Origin of the sequence: Nocardia cerradoensis NBRC 101014 (assembly GCF_000308535.1) — a bacterium.
Classification (GTDB): Bacteria; Actinomycetota; Actinomycetes; order Mycobacteriales; family Mycobacteriaceae; genus Nocardia; species Nocardia cerradoensis.
In genome coordinates this window covers 92,936-112,248 of the sequence record NZ_BAFW01000146.1, presented here as the reverse complement: position 1 = coordinate 112,248, position 19,313 = coordinate 92,936, and the positions used below count along the sequence as shown (strand labels likewise).

Here is a 19,313-nt window from a genome sequence, read left to right as displayed (position 1 = left end):
GCCTGGTATGCGGCATGACAGGATGCATCGGGTCGGGCGGGATCACACGGTGGGGGTTTCAGTGCGGCTGATGGCGCGCGGGATGTCGAGGGCGGCCAGTTTGTCGGGGTTGCGGATACCGTAGCCGCCGACGATCCGGTCCTCGGCGATGTCGAATACGAGGACGGCTTCCAGTTTGTCGCCGATGTAGCACGCGAGTGCCGGTTGACCGTTGCAGTTCACCGTCTCGATGCGTACTTCCGGTCGCCGCAGCGCGTATCTGAAGACCGCCATGAGAATCGCACCCACTCGTTCGGCGCCGACCATGACCAGCTCCGGCAGTGCGGTCACCTTGCCGCCGCTGTCGGTGGTCCAGGTGATGTCCGGTGCGAGCAGCGACAGCAAGCCTTCCATGTCGCCGGTGGTCGCGGCCGTGATGAAGCGTTCGGTGACCGCGGCGGTCCGGACGGTGTCGACCGGGCCGGAGCGCTTGCGCCGGGCATGGACATGGTTGCGGGCGCGGCGCGCGGTCTGATGCACGGCGCCGACGGATTTTCCTGTTGCGGAAGCAATTTCGTCATAGTCGAAACCGAAGACCTCACGCAGCACGAAAACTGCCCGCTCGATGGGGGTGAGCGTTTCCAGCACGATCAGCATCCCCATCGAGACCGATTCGGTGAGTACCACATCGCTCGAGGCGTCGCCGTCGGTGAGCAGCAGCGGCTCGGGCAGCCACGGGCCGACGTACTCCTCGCGGCGACTGACGCTGGCCCGCAACGCATTCAGTGCCTGCCGCGTGACGAGCTGGGCCAGATAGGATTTCGTATCCCGGACCGTGGCCAGGTCCACCCGCCGCCACCGTAGATAGCTGTCCTGCAGCACGTCGTCGGCTTCGGTTGCCGAACCCAGGATTTCGTAGGCGATGGTGAACAGCAGCGGCCGCAGGTGGACGAAACGCTCGGTGTGCTCATCGGTGGACGTCATGGCTTCGAAACTCCCTGCGGCTCGGCCGCGCTCAGATCCTTACGCCTGCCCAAGCCCAGGAAGGTCGGAATCGCGCCGGGTTTGCGGGCTTCCTTGCGAATGGTCCCGATCGGGCCCGCGAGACCCACCCGTTCCTTGATCCACCCGGCCGTACGCCCGCCGAGATACATCGGCACGGGTGTGTCGTCACGCCGGCTGAATTGCATCGCACCCGCGCGGCTACCCAAACCCACGGTGCAGGCGGTGAAGGCCACGTCCAGCACAGCGGGCTCGTCCCCGGCGATGCGGGCCAAAACATTATCGGCGGCCTGCGCACCCAAGGGCTGGGCGGCATAGCAGCTCATCCGCAAAGGGCGGCCCGAGGGAGCGACCGCGTCCCCGGCGGCGACAATGCGTTCATCATCGATACTGGTCAATGTCTCGTCGGTCAGCAGCCGACCGAGCCCGTCGGTGCGCAGCCCACTGCGTGCCGCCAGTTCCGGCACCCCGAATCCGGCGGTCCAGATCGTGATCGCACCGGGCACCCATTCTCCGTCGGTCAGGACGACCCCCTCGCGCCGAACGTCGCCCACCCGCGCTTGCTCACGCACCTCGACCCCGTTCTCGGACAACCACTTCGCCACCGACCGCCGGGCCGGATTCGAGAAGTTCGCCGCCAACTTACCGCCACTCACCAACGTCACGACAAGGCCCTGCTCCACGAGTTCGGCGGCGGTCTCGATGCCGGTGAGCCCACCTCCGACGACGACAATCGGCGCCCGGGCCGGCACGTCCGCCAGCGCCGCGCGCAGCCGCTGAGCGTGTTCGAATTCGGCGATCGGACAGGCGAATTCGGTGGCACCGGGCACCGACGCCGGCACCGCGGCGGTGCTGCCGACCGCGTAGACCACGTAGTCGTAGTCGAGCGCGCGCCCCGAACCCAATTCCACCCGGCGGGCGGCAGTATCGATGCGGACGGCACGATCGACGACCAGCCGCACCCCGGCGCCGAGCAGTGTGTCGTAGCCGATCGCAGCCTCATGGGTACCGGCCACGAACTGATGCAACCGCATGCGCTCGACGAACTGCGGACGCGGATTGACCAGCGTGATCTCGACATCGCTGCGCAGCCGCAGCCGATTGGCAGCCACGGCACCGGCGTAACCGCCGCCGATCACAACCACTTTGGTGATGGCATTGAAATCAGTCATGCCCTCCAGACACGCCACACCCTCCAGATCTGACACAAAGTGACAACCGCCACTTTCCGCCGCGAGTCACGCGTCCTGGCGATTCGGTTCCGGAGCGTGGGTGCCGGAAAACGATCGATGTACAACACCCGGTCACGCGGGTGTGAGGTTGCCGGGGATCCAGGTTTGTTCGAAGAACGGCTTGCCGGGGCCGTAGAGGCGGACGATGACGAAGAAGCCTTTGCCGGGAACGGTGCGCAGCCAGTTCTTTTCACCCGCGTCGGCGGGTTGGTCGGGGCCGAAGTGGATGGTGTGGGAGCCGTCGGGGTTGGCGTCGGGTTTGTCCATGGCGTTGATCGAGGGGAAGCGCTGGCCGTTGTCGAGTCCGGATGCGGTGATCGGGTCGTAGACCGCGACCGACCAGAACAGTTTCGCAGGGATCCCCGCGGGCAGGGTGAGGGTGTAGGAGCGGGCGCCGTCGAGCCAGTCGCCGTTGCCGTCGCGCATGGTGACCGGATATTTCGCGCCCTCGTCGATCAGGTTGACCACCATGCCGGGTGAATCGGAGTAGGCGGAGGTGAAGTAGCCGGCGCGCTGTTCGAGGTTGGTGAAGGTCCCGCTGGCTTGGAATTCGGTGTTCTGCCCGGCGAAGACGTTGAGCCACGGTTGATTCGGGAAGTAGGTGCCGCCGGGTTCGAAGGGCAGCAGGTTGGTGATGGTGATCTTGCTGATGGCGAACGCGATGCGGGCGGCCCGGTCGAGCAGTTCGCGGTCGTGGGCGGTGGGGGTGAACTGGCGGCCCTTCTCGATGCCGAGGGTGTGCAGGAACCCGCGCATGTCCATGTCGTGCGGGTCGACGGCCTCGGCTTGGATGAACCGGTCGAGCATGTCGAAGTAGCGGCCGTCGCGGGGGAACAGCATGTCCAGTTCGACACCGGATGCGTGCGGGAACTCCATCGGCGCCGCGGCGTCCTTGCCGCCGAGTGGGTAGATGATGGTGGCCTCGATCCGGTCGACGGTCTCGGTGAGGTCGTCGGGGTCGGTGAAGAACGACCGCCAGAACAGGAACACATTGTTGGTGCGGGATCGGTAGATGAAACCGTTGTCGGGGTCGGGGCCCTGGTAGTCCGGTGGCAGCAGCACATAGGTGCCGCCCCGGCCGGCGTCGGGGCCGACCAGCCCGACATCGCCCTTGTGCTGGTGTCCGTCGATGGTCGGGCCGAGGATGGGGCGCTGCCAGAAGTCGTCGATGATGCCTTGCACCCCGGCGGGGGCTTCGACTACGAGCGGCCCGTAGGCGTCGAGGTCGAGATAGCCCATGGCGTAGACGACGTCGAAATTCGGTGTGGTGACCAGGGTTTTGGCGTCGATGCGGTCCTGCCACACCGGCAGCACGTGATAGCCGCCGCCGAACTGCCGCTCGGAGGCTTCTTTCATCGCCCAGATGTTCACCGCGGGCAGCGACCACAGATACGCCTGCACCGCGCGCTGGAACACCAGCTCGTCCCGCAGGATCCGCACGGTGTCATCGGTGGCGAACCCGCCCTCGAACCCGGCGCCGGCCAAGTCTTCATACCGTCCCATCAGCGCTCCTGCCCCTTCAACCGCATCGGTGTGTGTCTCCACCACAAGACCGTGGGAAACGACGGCAGAGCATCACCCACCACGGATGAACCGTTCCCGGCGATGACTGCTGATCTCGGCACATAGGCGAAGCCTGTGTGACCCCCTGACCACCGATTTCTCGACACTCCTGCGGTCACGAATCCGCCGCGACGGCTGGTCGCCAATCCTGCGGCTCGACACTGGCCGGTTTCTGGTTGACGTGTTGCGGTCCAGGGATGTCGCTGCGCGGCATACACGAAATCAGGTCGCGGCGAGACGGGCCGGTCTGCTTCGCTACTTCGGTGCGTTCGGATCATCTGCAGGGAAGTGCGCAGTTCCTGCGTGGTGAAACCGTTCCGCCGTCCGGATGATATGTCGCAGTGATGAATGTGGAGTCGGCAACACTCACAAGGTGGTGATGAATCCACCGTCGATCGTCATGTCGGTGCCGGTGATGTTGGCGGCCCGGTCCGAGGCCAGGAACAGTGCGAGGTCTGCGACCTCGTCTGGGGTGGTGAATCGTCCGCTCGGTGTGCCGGCTACTGCTCGGTCGGCGACTTCCCGGGCGTTGCTGCCGCTGGCTTGGGCGACAGTCTCGGCGATTCCTCCGTTGCCGAGCCACAGGTCGGTGAGTACCGGGCCGGGACTGATCGAATTCGCGCGGATGCCTTGCGGGCCGAATTCCTTCGACAGTGCCTTGGTGAGGTTGGTCAGAGCTGCCTTGACCGCGCAGTAGTCGACCACGCCGGGGTCGGGGAAGAAGGCGTTGACGGACCCGATCGTGACGATCGCGCCACCACCCCGGCGGAGCATTTCGGGGATCGCCGCGCGGGTGGTGCGGACGGCCGCCATCATTCCCAGGGTCCAGGAGGATTGCCAGTCTTCGTCTGTGACGGTCGTGAATCCACCGGGTCTCGCCGTGACCGCACCGGCGTTGTTGATCAGGATGTCGGTTCCTCCCAATCGGGAGGCGGCCGCGACCAGCTCCGCAGGGGCGTCGGTGCCTGCGAGGTCTCCCGGAACGAACGTCACGCTCCCTTCGGAGTGAAGGTCGGCGATGCGATCGCTCATGGTGCGTGCACCCGCAACCACGTGCGCACCGGCGTCGGTGAGATGCTCGGTGATCGCGAGCCCGATGCCTCTGCCGGCGCCGGTGACAACCGCGATCTTTCCGTCGAGATGCAGGTCCATGATCACTCTCCCTCGATGGAGTGAGAACCGAATCCAGTACGGCCGCCGACCACGCGATCGGGCGGTCAGCCTGTCCACCTGCGTGCAGGTCAGGGTGAATCTGCCTCCTACCGGTCGAATATCAGCAGCGGTTTGCCGCCGTGTTCGGGAGCTTCTGCCAGGTAGACGGCTTCGCTGAACTTCTCGAGGGAGATCGGCCGGCCCTCGGGCACGCGCAGCACACCACGGTCGGCGAGCTGAAGCGTCCGGTCGATCGCCGCGGCCATCCGATCCCTCGGAGTCTCGGTGAGCCGGCGAAACAGCCAGAACCCGCGGACCGTCTTGGTTTCGTAGATCAGTGAGCGCGCGAAGATCGGGATAGCGAGTTTGCCGGGCTCGGTGTGGCGGTGCGTGGACAGCGCACCGTAGACGACGAGCTCACCATGCGGGGCGAGCGCCCGCGAAACCTCGGCGCCCACCTGGCCGGCGACACAGTCGATCGCCTTGGACACGCCGGTGTGGCCGGTGATGTCCGCGACCCGTTCGCGCAGGTCTTCGTCCTCGGTGCAGATCGCCGCGGTGCCGCCCAGCGCGAGGATCTCGTCGACGGCCGATCGGCGGCGCACGACGTTGAGGGTCTTGAAACCGATGTGGGCTCCGAGTTGGATGACCAACTGGCCCACGGTGGAACCGGCAGCGGTCTGCAGGAGCCATTCACCCGATCGAACGTCGAGCTCATCACCGGTCAAGACCACGGCGGTGAGCGGATTGGTGAGGATCTGGGCCGCCGTCGAATCGCTCATGCCGGCGGGCACGGGCAGTACCCGAGCGGCTTCGGCGACGACGAACTCCTGCCAGGTGCCCGTGACTCCGATCGTGACGACGCGTTGCCCCACGCGCAGACCGGTTGTGCCGCTTCCGAGTTCGTCGATCACCCCCACCGATTCGATACCGGGCACCGCCGGAAACTCCGGCGTGAATCCATATCGGCCGCGGATGGTGTGCAGATCGCTGGCATGGACCGGCGCGGCCATCACCCGGATCCGGACCTCGCCGGGACCGGGCTCCGGAAGCGGGCGCACCCGCAAATTCAACACCGCGGATGGTTCGCCTATCGTGTCGGCGACGACAGACCGCATGGTTGTCATCTTTCCGGCTCTCCTTCCGTCGGATGGAGAATCAGCGGGGCCCGATTCCTGGCTTACCAGCCGATCGCCATTGCCGCACCAGCACCGATGCGGAAAATTAGCTGTACCATCATAGCTCTAGCCGCAATTCTTGAAACTGGCTGACACCGGCCCGATCAGTGCCATGTCTGTGAGGTTGCCGGGGGAATCACCCGCTGTACCCGTGATCCGATCACGACGAGCTGCGTGTGCCGTGGAGGAGGTGTGATGCACGATCCCGATCCACCGTTTCGCCCGATACACCGGGTCGATGGCTACCTGTCTCTGGAGGATTACGGCCTGATCGGAGACGGCGCGACGGCCGCTCTGGTCGGTGTCGACGGCTCGATTCCCTGGTTGTGCATTCCACGGTTCGACGCCGCACCTCTGTTCTGCGGGCTTCTCGATCATGCTCGGGGCGGATCGTTCACCATCGCACCGGCGGATCTGCGCGAGGGCCGGCAACGCTATCGGCCGGACACAGGGGTACTGGAAACCGAGCTGCGGTGCGCCACCGGAGTCGTGCGGGTCACCGATGCGATGGCTCTGCGTTCGGGTGCCGACCTCGGCGAAGACGCCGCCGCCGACAGAGCGGAACTCGTTCGCAGCGCCCTCGTCATCGAAGGCCGGGTCCGGTTGGCCGTCGAGGTGTCGCCGAGAGGCGGGGCCGAGGTGCGGCCGCTGCTGAGCGGAATCGAGATCCGCTCGGCGTCGCAGCCGCGGTTACGGATGCATCTGCGCAGCACCCGCCCGATGTCGGGTTTACAGACCGTCTTCGACTTGGCGCAGGGCGAGCATGTGGACCTGGCGTTGTCGTGGGGTCGATTTCATCGGCACCATCGGTTCGATGCGGGCGCGATGCTGCGGGACACGGCGAATGCCTGGCGGTCGTGGCTGGACGGCTGTGACTACGCGGGCCCGCAGCAGAACCTCGTCCGGCGGGCGGCGATCACGCTCAAGATGTGCGATCACTGGGCGAGCGGGTCGGTGATCGCCGCACCGACCTCCTCGCTGCCGGCGCCGATCGGCGGTGTTCGCAACTGGGACTACCGGTATGTCTGGATCCGCGACGCCGCCTACGCTGTTTTCGCGTTGCGCCGCATCGGCTTTCGCGGTGAGGCGGATGCGTTCCTCGGCTGGGTCCTCGACGCGGTCGAACGTGGCGAGCGGCCGCGGATCATGTACGACCTGGACGGGGATCCGGTTCCCGACGAGATAGTGGACGCCGGGCTCGAGGGCTACCGGCGTTCGGCGCCCGTCCGGTGGGGCAACGGGGCCGCCGATCAGCGTCAGCACGACCTGTATGGCGAGATTCTCGATTGCGCCGACCAATGGCTGCGGGCCGGCGGCGATCTGCAGCCTGTGCTGTGGGCCGGTCTGGCCGGTTTGGCGGATATGGCCGGCCGCGCGTGGGCGCAACCCGATCAAGGGATCTGGGAGGTTCGCAGTGAGGGGCGTGCGTTCACCTACAGCGCGGGACTGTGCCAGGTCGCGCTCGACCGGGCCGCGTCGATCGGCGAGCGTTTCCGGCTACCCGGCCCCGTCGGTACCTGGCGCTCCACCGCTGCGCACATCCGCGAGTCCATCCTGGAAAGCGCCTGGAACGAACGGGCCCAGACGTTGAGTGCCCATCTCGACGGAGGTTCCGCACTCGATGCCAGTCTGCTGGCGCTGCCGCTGCGACATGTCGTTCCGGCCGATCATCCGCGCATGGTGGCGACGACCGCGGCGATCGCCGACCGCCTGGACGCCGGAGGTGGGCTGCTCTACCGGTATCTGCATGACGAATCGCCCGACGGCCTGCCCGGTGACGAAGGCGCGTTCGTCCTGTGCAGCTTCTGGCTGATCGACAACCTGACCATGCAGGGTCGTATCGAGGAGGCCGCGCAGCGTTACGAATCCCTCTGCGCCCGTGCCAGCACCCTCGGGCTGTTCTCCGAACAGATCGACCCGTCCACCGGTGCGTTCACGGGCAATTTCCCGCAGGCGTTCAGCCACATCGGCGTCATCGCCAGTGGCGTGAACCTCGCACGCGCAGAGGAGGCCACACGATGATCCGACGACTCGTCATTTTCGGCGGCACAGGCGACCTGGCCGGACGCTATCTGCTGCCGGGGTTGGCCGCACTCCACGAAACCGGCCGCCTCGAACCAGGTTTCGAGGTCGTCTGCGCCGACCGCAAGGGCCGCGATGACGAACAGTTCCGGGAATGGGCTGCGGCACAGCTCGATCGGTACGCCCCGGCCGCCTCGGCCGACACCCGGCGGGCGATTCTCGACGCTGCGCGATACCGGCAGGCCGATATCGGTGATCCGGCGCAGGTGGCGGAGGCGATCGGCGGTGCGGGAGCGGTGGCCGTCTACCTGGCGTTGCCACCGGCGTTGTTCTCCACCGCGATCCGGACCCTGGACGCCGCGCGTCTTCCTTCCGGTAGCCGGCTCGTATTCGAAAAGCCGTTCGGGGAGGATCTCACGAGCGCGCAGGAACTCAACACGTTGCTGGCAGATCTGGTTCCGGAACAGGCCGTCTTCCGGGTGGACCATTTCCTCGCGATGACCACCGTGCAGAACCTGCTCGGTAGCCGATTGGCCAACCGGGTGCTCGAATCGCTGTGGAACAGCGCGCATATCGCCGAGGTCGAGATCGTCTGGGAGGAAACTCTCACCCTCGAGGACCGGGCCGGGTACTACGACCAGGTGGGGGCGCTCGAGGACATGGTGCAGAACCATCTGCTCCAACTGCTCTGCCTGGTGGCCATGGAACCGCCGATCACCCTGTCCGAACGGGATCTGCGTGACCGCAAGGTCGACGTACTGCGGTCGATCCGCACCCTGACCGACGACGATATCCCGCGCCGCACCCGTCGAGCCCGGTACACCGCCGGCGTGATCGGCGACCGGCACGTCCCTTCCTACACCGACGAGCCGGGTGTGGACCCGCAACGACGGACCGAAACCTTCACCGAAGTCCGGCTGGCGATCGGCAACTGGCGATGGGCCGGAACCGATTTCGTGCTGCGCACCGGCAAAGCCCTCGCCGCCGACCGCAAGGAAGTCGCCATCCATTTCCGGCCGGTCCCGCATATGCCTTTCGGCCATCACGGGACTGCAGCGCCGAACGTTCTCCGGTTCGGCCTCGAGCCGGAAAACCTCACGCTCGCCCTCACCGCCATCGGCGCCGCCGCGGGCACTCTGGTCCCGCTCAGCATGAATGCGGCGATCCCGCCGCCCGACCTGCCCGCCTACGGACGGCTCCTGCTGGACGTGTTGCTCGGCAACCCGGCCCTGTCCATCCGCGGTGACGAGGCGGAGGAGTCGTGGCGAGTGGTCACCCCGATCATCTCGGCCTGGTCGCGTGACCTGGTCCCGCTCGAGGACTATCCCGCGGGGTCAGCGGGCCCCGGCACCTCGCATACCCCGACCCGGAAAGACCGCCGACAATGAACCAGCCGAACTCGCCGTCGCCAACTGGCGCACGACATACGCCATCGGCCGGGCGCGCCGCGGGGGAGCTGCGGAGCCAGGCATGGTGGGACAACGCGGGAAACCGCGAGATGACCGCTCTGTATCTCGAGCGGTTCCTGAACTACGGGCTCACCCGGGCCGAACTTCAGTCGGGCCGGCCGATCATCGGGATCGCTCAGACCGGTAATGATCTGGTGCCCTGTAATCGGCACCATCTCGCCCTTGCCGACCGGATCAAGGATGGGGTCCGCGACGGCGGCGGTATTCCCTTCGAGTTCCCGGTCCATCCGTTGCAGGAGACCGGAAAGCGTCCGACCGCGGCGCTGGACCGCAATCTCGCCTATCTCGGACTGGTCGAGGTGCTCTATGGATATCCACTCGACGGAGTGGTGCTGACGACGGGCTGTGACAAGACCACACCCGCCTGCCTGACCGCGGCGGCGACAGTGAATATGCCGGCCATCGTCCTGTCCGGAGGGCCTATGCTCAACGGCTATCACAGGGGTATGCGGACGGGATCGGGGTTGGTGATCTGGCAGTCCAAGCGGCTTCTGGCCAGGGGGGAGATCGACTACGACGAATACATGGCGCGGGTGACCGCCTCCGCGCCCAGCATCGGGCATTGCAACACCATGGGAACGGCGCTGTCGATGAACAGCCTGGCCGAGGCGCTGGGCATGTCCTTACCCGGTTGCGCGTCGATTCCGGCCCCTTACAACGAGCGTGCGCAAATGGCCTACGCCACCGGCCTCCGGGCGGTGTCCATGGTCCGCGAGGACCTGACTCCCCGCAAGATCATGACCACGCGGGCTTTCGAGAACTCGATCGTGGTCGCCTCCGCCATCGCGGCCTCGACCAACGTGCCCATCCACATCAACGCCATCGCACGCCATGTCGGAGTGGAACTGTCCAACCAGGACTGGCAGCGCGTCGGACACGGCATCCCGGTGCTGGTGAACCTCGCGCCGGCGGGCGAATTCCTCGGCGAGGACTTCCACCGCGCCGGTGGTGTCCCCGCAGTCATGCGGTCGCTGCTGGAAGCGGGATACCTGCACGGTGATGCCGTCACCGTCTCGGGCCGAACCGTGGCGGAAAACCTCGAGGATGTCCCGTCCGCCGACCCGGCGGTCATCCGACCCGTGCACGACCCCGTCACCGCAAACGGCGGACTGCTGGTCATGAGCGGAAACCTGTTCGACTCCGCGATCATGAAGACATCGGTCATCACCGGTAAGCCACCCGCGTTCGACTACCGTGCCATCGTCTTCGACGGGCCCGAGGACTACCACGCCCGCATCGACGACCCCGAGCTGGGCATCGATCAGGACTGCATTCTGGTCATCCGCTACACCGGGCCCATCGGATATCCGGGCTCCGCTGAGGTGGTGAACATGGAGCTTCCCGCCACGCTGATCCAGCAAGGCATCATGGCCCTGCCCACGCTGGGGGACGGCCGGCAGAGCGGCACATCCGACGCGCCGTCCATCCTCAACGCCAGTCCCGAGGCCGCGGCCGGCGGAAATCTCGCCATTCTGCGCACCGGTGACCGGATCCGCGTCGACATCGACAATGCGCGCGTCGATGCCCTGCTGACCGCCGAGGAGATCGCGGCGCGGTGGGCCGACTACACACCACCGGCGCTCGAGCACCAGACACCATGGCAGGAGATCTACCGTTCCACGGTCGGTCAACTGGACAGCGGAGGCTGCCTGGAGCTCGCCGTGTCATACCAGGATCTCGTCCATACCAAGGGGATTCCTCGTGACTCACACTGATACACGCGACACGATCCTGATCGCCGACTACGACTTCGGCGATGTCGACATCGAACGCGCGATCGTCGAGGCCGCCGGATTGCGGCTCCTCGCCGCGCAGTGCAAGAGCGAGGACGAGGTGATCGAGGCGGGACTCGAGGCCGACGGCATCCTGACCCAGTACGCGCTGGTGGGGTCGCGTGCCATCGGCGCGTTGCCCCGCTGCCGGGTGATCGCGCGCTACGGCACCGGTGTCGACATCGTCGACGTGGAGGCTGCGACCAGGCACGGAATTCAGGTCACCAACGCACCCAACGATTGGTGCGCCGACGAGGTCGCCGACCATGCGATCGCGCTCTGGCTCGCGGCCGCGCGCAAGATCTGCCAGTACGACCGGGCGACCCGGCGGGGCGAATGGCACTGGAAGACCGGAGAGCCCATCCACAGATTGCGCGGTCAGGTGCTGGGTCTGCTGTCTTTCGGCGCGATCGCGAAGCTCATCGCCGAACGTGCGAAAGGATTCGGCGTCGAGGTCTGGGCGCACGACCCGTTCATCGACCAGTCCGAGATCCGAGCGGCCCAGGTCCGGCCGACGTCGTTCGACGACCTCGTGGAGGGTGCCGACTGCGTGGTGATCCAAATGCCACTCACTCCGCAGACACACCATGCCTTCGATCGCGCGACGCTGCGCCGGATGAAGCCGACCGCCATCCTGGTCAACACCGCACGCGGACCCATCGTCGAGGACGCGGCGATCCAGCAGGCGCTCACCGAAGGGTGGATCGCCGGCGCGGCACTGGACGACCTCGAGGAGGAACCCGCGAAACAGCGCGTGTGGCGCCCGACCAACCCCCTCCTCGAGCTGCCCAACGTCATCGTCACACCACACTCCGCCTACTACTCCGTGGAGTCCATCGCAACGGTGCGGACCATCGCCGCCGAAGAGGCCGTACGGGTTCTGACCGGGCAACCGGCACGATTCCCGGTCAACGAGCTACCGCCCGGCGCCGGGCCCGGTCGCGGCGAAGCCCAGGGTTGACGCCGTGCACGGCGGACGGTTCGGCCGATGACGAGTCCTATGGACTCCGTGTTGCAGGGTTCCCGGATCCTGCCGGTGCTGACCGTGCCCGACCCGGCCACGGCCCACCTCCTGGCCGAGGCCCTCGCGTCAGGCGGTGCGCGCTGCGCCGAGGTCACCTTCCGCACCGTGGGCGCTGAGCAGGTACTCGAGACGATGGCGGCGCATGACGCCCTGACGGTCGGTGCGGGCACAGTGCTCACCCGGGAGCAGGTGGATCGCGCCGTGGCCGCCGGGGCCCGCTTCGTCGTCTCACCCGGCTACGCCGAGGAGGTCGTGGCCAGGTGCCGGGAGCTCGAGGTGCCTGTGGTGCCGGGCGTGGCCACCGCCACCGAGCTGATGCGTGCGTTGCGGGCCGGCTGCCACACGGTCAAGCTCTTTCCCGCCGAACCACTCGGCGGATTGCGCACTCTCAGGGCGCTCGCGGCGCCGTTCCCGCAGGCCGGCTTCATTCCGACCGGTGGGATTCAGGACTCCCACCTGGCCTCGTATCTCGCCGATCCGGCGGTTGTTGCCGTCGGCGGCAGCTGGATGGCGACCGCAACGCTTCTGGAGCGGGGCGACTACGCGGAAATCCGCAGGCTGACCGCCGAGGCCGTCGATCGGAGCACGCCGTGACCGACGTGGTGGCCCTGGGCGAGGTGATGCTGCGCTTCGACCCGGGCGAGGGCCGCATCCGGACCGCCCGCACCTTCCAGGTCTGGGAGGGCGGCGGTGAGTACAACGTCGTACGAGGCCTGCGCCGCTGCTTCGGTTTGCGGACCGCCGTCGCCACCGCCTTGGCCGACAACCCCGTCGGCAGACTGGTCGAGGATCTGATACTTCAAGGGGGAGTCGACACCTCGCTGATCCGCTGGGTGCCGGGCGATGGCATCGGCCGCACGGCTCGCAACGGGCTGAACTTCGTCGAGCGCGGCTACGGCATCCGTGGCGCGCTCGGTGTCAGCGATCGCGCGCACACCGCGATCTGTCAGCTGCGCCCGGGTGATTTCGACTGGGACGCGATATTCGGAGCCGGCCCGCGGTGGTTCCACACCGGCGGTATCTTCGCCGGCCTGTCGGAAACCACTGTCGAGGTGGCCGAGGAGGCCATGGTGGCCGCCCGTCGCCATGGCCTCACCGTCTCCTACGACCCCAATTACCGCCCCAGTATCTGGGCGGACAGGGGTGGCCCGGCCGGTGCCCGCGAGGTCGATCTGCGCCTGGCCCGGCATGCCGATGTCGTCGTGGGTGCCCTCGCATTGGCCGGCACGCACCCGGGTGATGTGCGTGTCGGTGCCGATGAGGTGGCGGACGCGCTGGGGGAGGCGGCGTCCCGGGTCCCCGAAGCATCGGTCGTGGCGACGACGTTGCGCGAGGTCTCCTCCGCCGATGTCAACGACTGGTCCTCGGCTGCTTGGTCCGCCGAGACCGGTTTCGTGACCGGCCCCCGGATGTACGGACTGCATGTCCTGGACCGCGTCGGCTCCGGCGATGCCTTCGCCGCCGGCCTGATCTACGGTCTGCTCGCCGGCGTCCCGGTCGAGCGCGCTCTTGCCTACGGCACGGCTCACGGAGCCCTCGTCATGACGACACCGGGGGATGCGTCCATGGCCTCGCTCGCGGAGGTCGAGGCCCTCATCGCGGATGGATCGGCCCACGTCAGACGCTGACCGGGCCGCGGCTGCGCGGCGCCCGTGCACTCGGCCCGGTCGAAATCGACGGCACCGAACCCGGCGTCCGTGCCGTCTTCGGCGCCTGAAGGCGCGCAACCACATTCACTCGGGATTGGTGAGCCGAGCCAGGATGATGCCGCCGATGATCAGGGACAGCGCCAGCATCCGGCCCGCGCTCACCGGATCCTTCTGCACGACGATGCCGAGGGCGATCGCGCCCACCGCGCCGATGCCGGTGAAGATGGCGTACGCGGTGCCCACCGGCAGTGACTGCATGGCGTGGGACAGCAGGTACACCGCGATCGCCGCGAGTACGAAGCACAGCAGGGTGGGCAGCGGCTTGGTGAAATTCTGGGTCGGCTTGATGGACTGGGACCACGCGATTTCCACCACACCGGCCAAACTCAGGACGAGCCAGTTCATTTCAGTACTCCTTGCCCAGCGTGCGGGCGGTGGCGAGCGCGGCGGCGTGGGAGGCGTCGTGCTTGTCGCGTAATTGGGCGAGCGCCGGGTCCTGACGTGAGTTCACCAGTTCGGAATGGACGAAAACTGTGTCCTCGACGGCGAAATGGCCTGCGAAGAAGTCGCGGAGATAGCGCTCCTGATAGTCGTAGATCGCCTTTGGCGTGCCCGGCGAGTACGCGCCGCCGCACGCGGTGGCGACCACGAAGCGGGTGGGGGCCAATGACATTCGCGGGAAGGTGATCTGATCCAGCCACGCCTTGAGGCCGGCCGGGATCGAGTAGTTGTACATCGGCGTGCCGATCAGCACGATATCGGCGGCGCGAAGCTCGGCCAGCAGTGGCTCGACGATCGCCCAGGCCCGCTGCTGGGCAGGGGAATTCACCAGTTCGCCCAGCCGGTCGAGGTCGGTGGCGCCGTGGGCCAGCACGCGGTCGCACAGTTCGGTCCAGCCCTCGTCGATGAACGGGATCGGATCGGCGGCCAGGTCGCGGTGGATGTAGGTGGCGTCGGGGTGTTCGGCGCCCCAGGCGGCGGCGAAGGCGGCGCTCAGTTCGCGGCTGATCGAGGTGCGGCGGGGGCTGGCGTCGAGGTGCAGCAGGGTGGTCATTGTGGAATCTCCGTTCAACTGGACAGCATGTCCACTTGCTGTGGCAATGCTAGGGCCTAACTGGACAGATTGTCCAGTTGTATCTGCCGGGCTACAGTGAGCTGCATGGACAGCTCCGGCCTCCCACTGCTCAACGACGCGTCCGCTCCCGCCGAGCGCGCCGACGCCGCTCGTAATCGGGCCAAGGTGCTGGCCGCCGCAGCGGCGCTGTTCGCCGGGCGCGACCCGCGCACGGTCACCATGGACGACATCGCCAAGGCTGCCGGGGTCGGGCGGGGGACGCTGTACCGGCGCTATCCGGACGTGGGATCCATTGCCGTCGCCCTGCTCGACGAGCATGAGCGGGCACTGCAGGAGCGGCTGCTGCGCGGCGAGCCCCCGCTCGGGCCGGGCGCACCGCCCGGTGAACGGCTGGCCGCGTTCTACGCTGCGATGGTCGAATTGCTGGACACCCACGCCCATCTGGTCCTCGGCGCGGAGACCGGCGGCGCGCGGTTCCGCACCGGGGCCTATCAATTCTGGGCGATGCACGTACGCGCTCTGCTCACCGAAGCCGGTGTGGCCGAACCTGATTCACTGGTGGACGCACTGCTCGCGCCGCTCGCCGCCGAGGTGTACCGGCATCAGCGTGAGCGCGGGCTCGGCTCCGAGCAGATCGCCGCGGGGCTGGCGAAACTCGCGCACGGCGTCCTGGAGGTGCGGGTGTCGTAGGTCGGAGGTCAAGAGGGTGGTTTCGGTGTTCGGTGCGACCGATCGGGGATGGCGGCCGGTGACCGCAGGTCCGGTCGGAAGTCGTCACGAAACGGTGAACTACGACATCCGGGTGTCGTTGTGCGCCGGGCCGATTCGTCCGTGGTCGCAGATCTGGCCCGGTTTCGCATCGACCACGGCGCCTGAGCCGCGTCGCGGCTCAGGCGGAGCGGCGTGACTGTCCCGCCCGATCCGGGAACGGCGAGGGGGTCATCAGGGAGGTGCCGCCGCGAGCGATGAGCGCGGAGCGCAGATACCACAGCCCTTGGCTTCGGGACGGGTCGAAGCCGGTCAATTGCCCGATGCGCCGGAGCCGGTAATCGATGGTATTCGGGTGGATATTCAATTGCCGCGCGGTACGCCGGCGATTCATATCGGTGTGGAAGAAGATATGCAGCGTTCGCAGAAGTTCGGGGTGATCGTCGAGCGGAGCGATACGCGTTTCCAATATTCGGCGGCCGATTCCCGGGCGGGTCAATTGGTATTGCAGCGCGAGGTCGTCGAATTTGTGTAATCCGGGGCCGATTCCGATCGATTCGGCGGTGTCGAGAAGTTCGTGAGTTCGCCGGGCGGCCGCGGGGACGGCGTCGGTGGCGCATCGGGTCATGACCGCGGTGACCGGAGCCGCGGCATAGTCGGCCACCACCTCGACGGCGCGGTCGAGTTCGGGCTCGCCGCAGAGGTCGGCGGGTAGCAGGATCGTGCCGCCGTCGACCGACAGCATCGCCAGTGCGCGGTCCTGGAACTGGCGGGTCAGCGCCGATTGGATGCGGCGCAACTTGCGGCCGGCGACCACGTGCCGATCGAGGCCGGGGCGGTTCTCGTCCGGATGCGCGGCCACGTGGACGGCGAGCACGTAGTACTCCTCGGCGATCGGAATGCCGCACTCGCGAGCCACTTTCGAGCTCGCCTGCCCGGCGAGCAGCGCCGAGGTGAGGGTATGGACGGCGGTGTGGTGGTCGCCGGAGGTGGCTTTCAGTTCGCGCACGTACGCCCTGCTGATGGCGCCGGTGCACAGGTCCGACAGCTCCACCGCGGCGCTCGTCCACGCGATGAGGCGGTCGCAACTCGGCTCACCCGAGCGGGCGACGACGACCTCCAGGGCTTCGCCGAATCCGACGTGCATCGCGTGCAGCACCTTCTCGATCGGCAGGTCGGCGCGCGCCCACCGAGCGGCGGCGACCTGCAGGAACGCCGCGGGATCGGCGGTGGCGGCCGCGCTGCCACGCTCGCTCGCCCACCGCATGCACACGCGGATCATGGCCTTCACGTCGCCGTCGAGCAGGGGCCGGGGCAGTGCGGTGAAGGGATGGATTCCGGTGCGCAGATGCGACAGGAGGAGCTCGGCCAAGCGATCGGCGTCACCGGTGGTCAGGGGCCCGGTGCTCGGGGTGTGCGCGATCGGGGCGTGCGGCGCTGATCGGGTCGTCACAGGTGACCTCCTCGTCACGGCTGCGGGGTGGTGTCCGGTCGCCGGCATGCTGCCGCCGTCCGGAATCGAAGATAATGCGAGTTCCAGCTCACCTTCTACTCGGATTCGCAGACCGTTCTGCTGGTATCTACGACAGCTCTGAACTGGGAAAATAGTCGTACCGCGCTCGATATCGAGAGTGTCGAACGCGTATAACTGTCCCACTGCTCACTTTTGCGCCGGTTCGATGAACCCTCGTGATCCGGTATCCGGCCGACGCGGCGCCCCTGCCGTCCCGGGACCGTGTGCCGCGCCGGGATCTGCCCTGCGAAGCCCGTCCGAATCCCGCGTCCGATGGCGAATCAACAGGCGTGACCGAGCAGGAAAGAATACGTCTCGCGACCGTGAGTGATGAATTGTCGGCCTGTCACCGCGCGTTATCCGGGCGTAGAAAGAACCGACTGTGCGGAGTCATGGCGCTTCCGGACTCGTTTCGTGAACCCGTGAAGACATCGCCGCGACGGCCGCCGCGCGCTCGATTGTCTCCGTAGCGTTTGCTCGCGAATTCCGGAAACGTCGATCGGCGACTTTCCGGGCAGCGAATTCGACGATGTCAGGAACAGCATGAAAAAGAGTTTTCGCCGCAGTTGTACGAGTGCGGCCATTGTCGCGGCGGCCGCCGCACTCACGGTAGGGCTCACCGGCGTCGGCGCCGGCGCCGATCCCGTCGGCGATCAGCAGCAGGAGCAGCAGCTGGCGGAGATGATCACGCACGGGTTGAAGAATCCCTCCGCGCACGCGATCGCCGATTCCGGTAGCTCCGGCACCGGTTCGGCCTGCACCTCGGGCAGCGGCGCCGGTTCGGGCAACGGGTCCGGTGACTGCTACGGCGGTTCGGGCTCCAGTTCGGGCTCCTCCGGCGGAACCTCCAGCGACACAGTGGGTTACGGGCCGGCACAGAGCTCGTTCCTGGCCGCCTTCGGCTACGGGCTGCTGAATCCCGATGTCGCGCCGCCGGGGACCAACGACTGGAACTGCAAGCCCACCGCGGCGCATCCGGAACCGGTGGTGCTGGTGCACGGCACGTGGGAGAACGCCTACGACAACTTCTCCTACATCAGCCAGCCGGTCCACGACGCCGGCTACTGCGTGTTCACCTTCAATTACGGCAAGTCGAACCTGATCCAGGGCGGCGGCCTCGGGTCGGTGCTGCCGGGCACCAACGGCACCGGGTACATCCAGGACTCGTCGAAACAGTTGGCGCAGTTCGTCGATCGTGTGCTGGCGGCGACCGGGTCGCAGAAGGTGAATCTGGTCGGCCATTCCCAGGGCGGCGCGATGTCGCGGTGGTATCTGAAGTTCGACGGTGGCGCGGCGAAGGTGCACCACATGATGACCTTCGGCGCCACCAACCACGGCACCTCACTGGACGGTATCGGCGCGCTGGGCCGGATGATCAACAATCTCGGTATCGACGTGCTGGGTTTGGTGGAGATCTTCGTCGGCCACGCGGGCATTCAGCAGACGATCGGCTCGGATTTCGTGAACCAGCTCAACGCCGGCGGCGACACGATGCCGGGCGTGGACTACACGGTGGTCGGCAGCCGCTACGACGAGATCACCAACCCTTACGATCTGACGTTCCTGAAGCCCGGCCCGGGTGCGACGGTCGACAACATCACCCTGCAGGACGGATGTGAGCAGGACGTATCCGATCACCTGACGATGATGTACTCGCCGCGGGTGCTCTCGATCATCCTGCATGCTCTCGACCCGGCCCAGACTCCGGCGCTGACCTGCAGTTTCAACCCGTGGCTGGTGGGTGGCGGCGGCAAGCTCTGACCGCGTGATGCTTGCTCGCCGGTGTGTGGGAGGAGTCGTGGACCTCCCCGCGCACCGGCGAGCATCCTCCGCCGCGGGATCGCGGTGGGTGTTACCGACACTCCCCATCGCAGCCGTCCCATCGCGGCGGCCGTGCCCACCGGGTGGATCGACCACCACCCGGTGGGCATCTCGGCTCTCGATGCCCGGCACCGCGCGGCCGACGCGTTCGGTG

Annotated in this window: 16 protein-coding genes; 8 read left to right on the top strand and 8 right to left on the bottom strand. The window is 67.1% G+C overall.

The features are described from left to right. Nucleotides 1–42: 42 nt before the first annotated feature. From sigJ to ON23_RS15740, 5 genes are all read right to left on the bottom strand, one after another. Nucleotides 43–963: an RNA polymerase sigma factor SigJ gene (gene sigJ, locus ON23_RS15760; RefSeq protein ID WP_039779034.1), complete on the bottom strand. Its 921-nt coding sequence runs from the start codon at nt 961–963 to the stop codon at nt 43–45. Then, nucleotides 960–2,153, bottom strand: a complete 1,194-nt coding sequence (locus ON23_RS15755) for an NAD(P)/FAD-dependent oxidoreductase (protein ID WP_039779031.1) — start codon at nt 2,151–2,153, stop codon at nt 960–962. The genes sigJ and ON23_RS15755 overlap by 4 nt, the downstream gene beginning before the upstream one ends. Nucleotides 2,154–2,285: 132 nt before the next feature. Then, complete coding sequence (locus ON23_RS15750) at nt 2,286–3,716, bottom strand: DUF1254 domain-containing protein (RefSeq protein WP_039779030.1); 1,431 nt, start codon at nt 3,714–3,716, stop codon at nt 2,286–2,288. 426 nt (nt 3,717–4,142) lie between these two features. Beyond that, nucleotides 4,143–4,928 (bottom strand): SDR family NAD(P)-dependent oxidoreductase, encoded by a 786-nt coding sequence (locus ON23_RS15745; protein WP_039779029.1) that lies wholly within the window; start codon nt 4,926–4,928, stop codon nt 4,143–4,145. Between the two features lie 107 nt (nt 4,929–5,035). After that, complete coding sequence (locus ON23_RS15740; RefSeq protein WP_051042740.1) at nt 5,036–6,055, bottom strand: zinc-dependent alcohol dehydrogenase family protein; 1,020 nt, start codon at nt 6,053–6,055, stop codon at nt 5,036–5,038. Between the two features lie 246 nt (nt 6,056–6,301). On the opposite strand from ON23_RS15740, the gene ON23_RS15735 reads away from it, so the two are divergent. The 6 genes from ON23_RS15735 to ON23_RS15710 all read left to right on the top strand — a co-directional run bounded on the left by ON23_RS15735 (nt 6,302) and on the right by ON23_RS15710 (nt 14,021). After that, nucleotides 6,302–8,128 (top strand): glycoside hydrolase family 15 protein, encoded by a 1,827-nt coding sequence (locus tag ON23_RS15735; protein WP_039779120.1) that lies wholly within the window; start codon nt 6,302–6,304, stop codon nt 8,126–8,128. Beyond that, a complete protein-coding gene (locus ON23_RS15730) occupies nt 8,125–9,516 on the top strand; it encodes a glucose-6-phosphate dehydrogenase (protein WP_039779027.1) in 1,392 nt (463 codons plus the stop codon). The genes ON23_RS15735 and ON23_RS15730 overlap by 4 nt, the downstream gene beginning before the upstream one ends. 110 nt (nt 9,517–9,626) lie before the next feature. Further along, nucleotides 9,627–11,312 carry an IlvD/Edd family dehydratase gene (locus ON23_RS15725; protein WP_275942083.1) on the top strand — a complete coding sequence of 562 codons (1,686 nt, stop codon included), beginning with the start codon at nt 9,627–9,629 and terminating at the stop codon, nt 11,310–11,312. Next, complete coding sequence (locus ON23_RS15720; protein ID WP_039779025.1) at nt 11,299–12,330, top strand: C-terminal binding protein; 1,032 nt, start codon at nt 11,299–11,301, stop codon at nt 12,328–12,330. The genes ON23_RS15725 and ON23_RS15720 overlap by 14 nt, the downstream gene beginning before the upstream one ends. A gap of 27 nt (nt 12,331–12,357) precedes the next feature. Beyond that, nucleotides 12,358–12,987, top strand: coding sequence for a bifunctional 4-hydroxy-2-oxoglutarate aldolase/2-dehydro-3-deoxy-phosphogluconate aldolase (locus ON23_RS15715; protein ID WP_039779023.1), 630 nt, complete (start codon nt 12,358–12,360; stop codon nt 12,985–12,987). After that, nucleotides 12,984–14,021, top strand: a complete 1,038-nt coding sequence (locus tag ON23_RS15710) for a sugar kinase (protein ID WP_039779020.1) — start codon at nt 12,984–12,986, stop codon at nt 14,019–14,021. Before ON23_RS15715 ends, ON23_RS15710 begins: the two co-directional genes overlap by 4 nt. 105 nt (nt 14,022–14,126) lie before the next feature. Here ON23_RS15710 and ON23_RS15705 read toward each other — a convergent pair whose 3' ends face one another. Both ON23_RS15705 and ON23_RS15700 read right to left on the bottom strand, forming a co-directional pair. After that, entirely contained in the window at nt 14,127–14,447 is a 321-nt protein-coding gene (locus ON23_RS15705; RefSeq protein WP_039779019.1) for a DMT family transporter, read from the bottom strand. 1 nt (nt 14,448) lies between these two features. Then, complete coding sequence (locus tag ON23_RS15700; protein ID WP_039779018.1) at nt 14,449–15,096, bottom strand: FMN-dependent NADH-azoreductase; 648 nt, start codon at nt 15,094–15,096, stop codon at nt 14,449–14,451. Nucleotides 15,097–15,201: 105 nt separating this feature from the next. Here ON23_RS15700 and ON23_RS15695 point away from each other — a divergent pair, with 105 nt between their 5' ends. Beyond that, a complete protein-coding gene (locus ON23_RS15695; RefSeq protein ID WP_051042739.1) occupies nt 15,202–15,807 on the top strand; it encodes a TetR/AcrR family transcriptional regulator in 606 nt (201 codons plus the stop codon). Nucleotides 15,808–16,006: 199 nt separating this feature from the next. Here the strand turns inward: ON23_RS15695 and ON23_RS15685 are convergent, their stop codons facing one another. After that, complete coding sequence (locus tag ON23_RS15685) at nt 16,007–17,482, bottom strand: PucR family transcriptional regulator (protein WP_245555963.1); 1,476 nt, start codon at nt 17,480–17,482, stop codon at nt 16,007–16,009. 399 nt (nt 17,483–17,881) lie between these two features. Here ON23_RS15685 and ON23_RS15680 point away from each other — a divergent pair, with 399 nt between their 5' ends. Beyond that, nucleotides 17,882–19,099 carry an esterase/lipase family protein gene (locus ON23_RS15680; protein ID WP_039779016.1) on the top strand — a complete coding sequence of 406 codons (1,218 nt, stop codon included), beginning with the start codon at nt 17,882–17,884 and terminating at the stop codon, nt 19,097–19,099. Nucleotides 19,100–19,313: the final 214 nt, after the last annotated feature.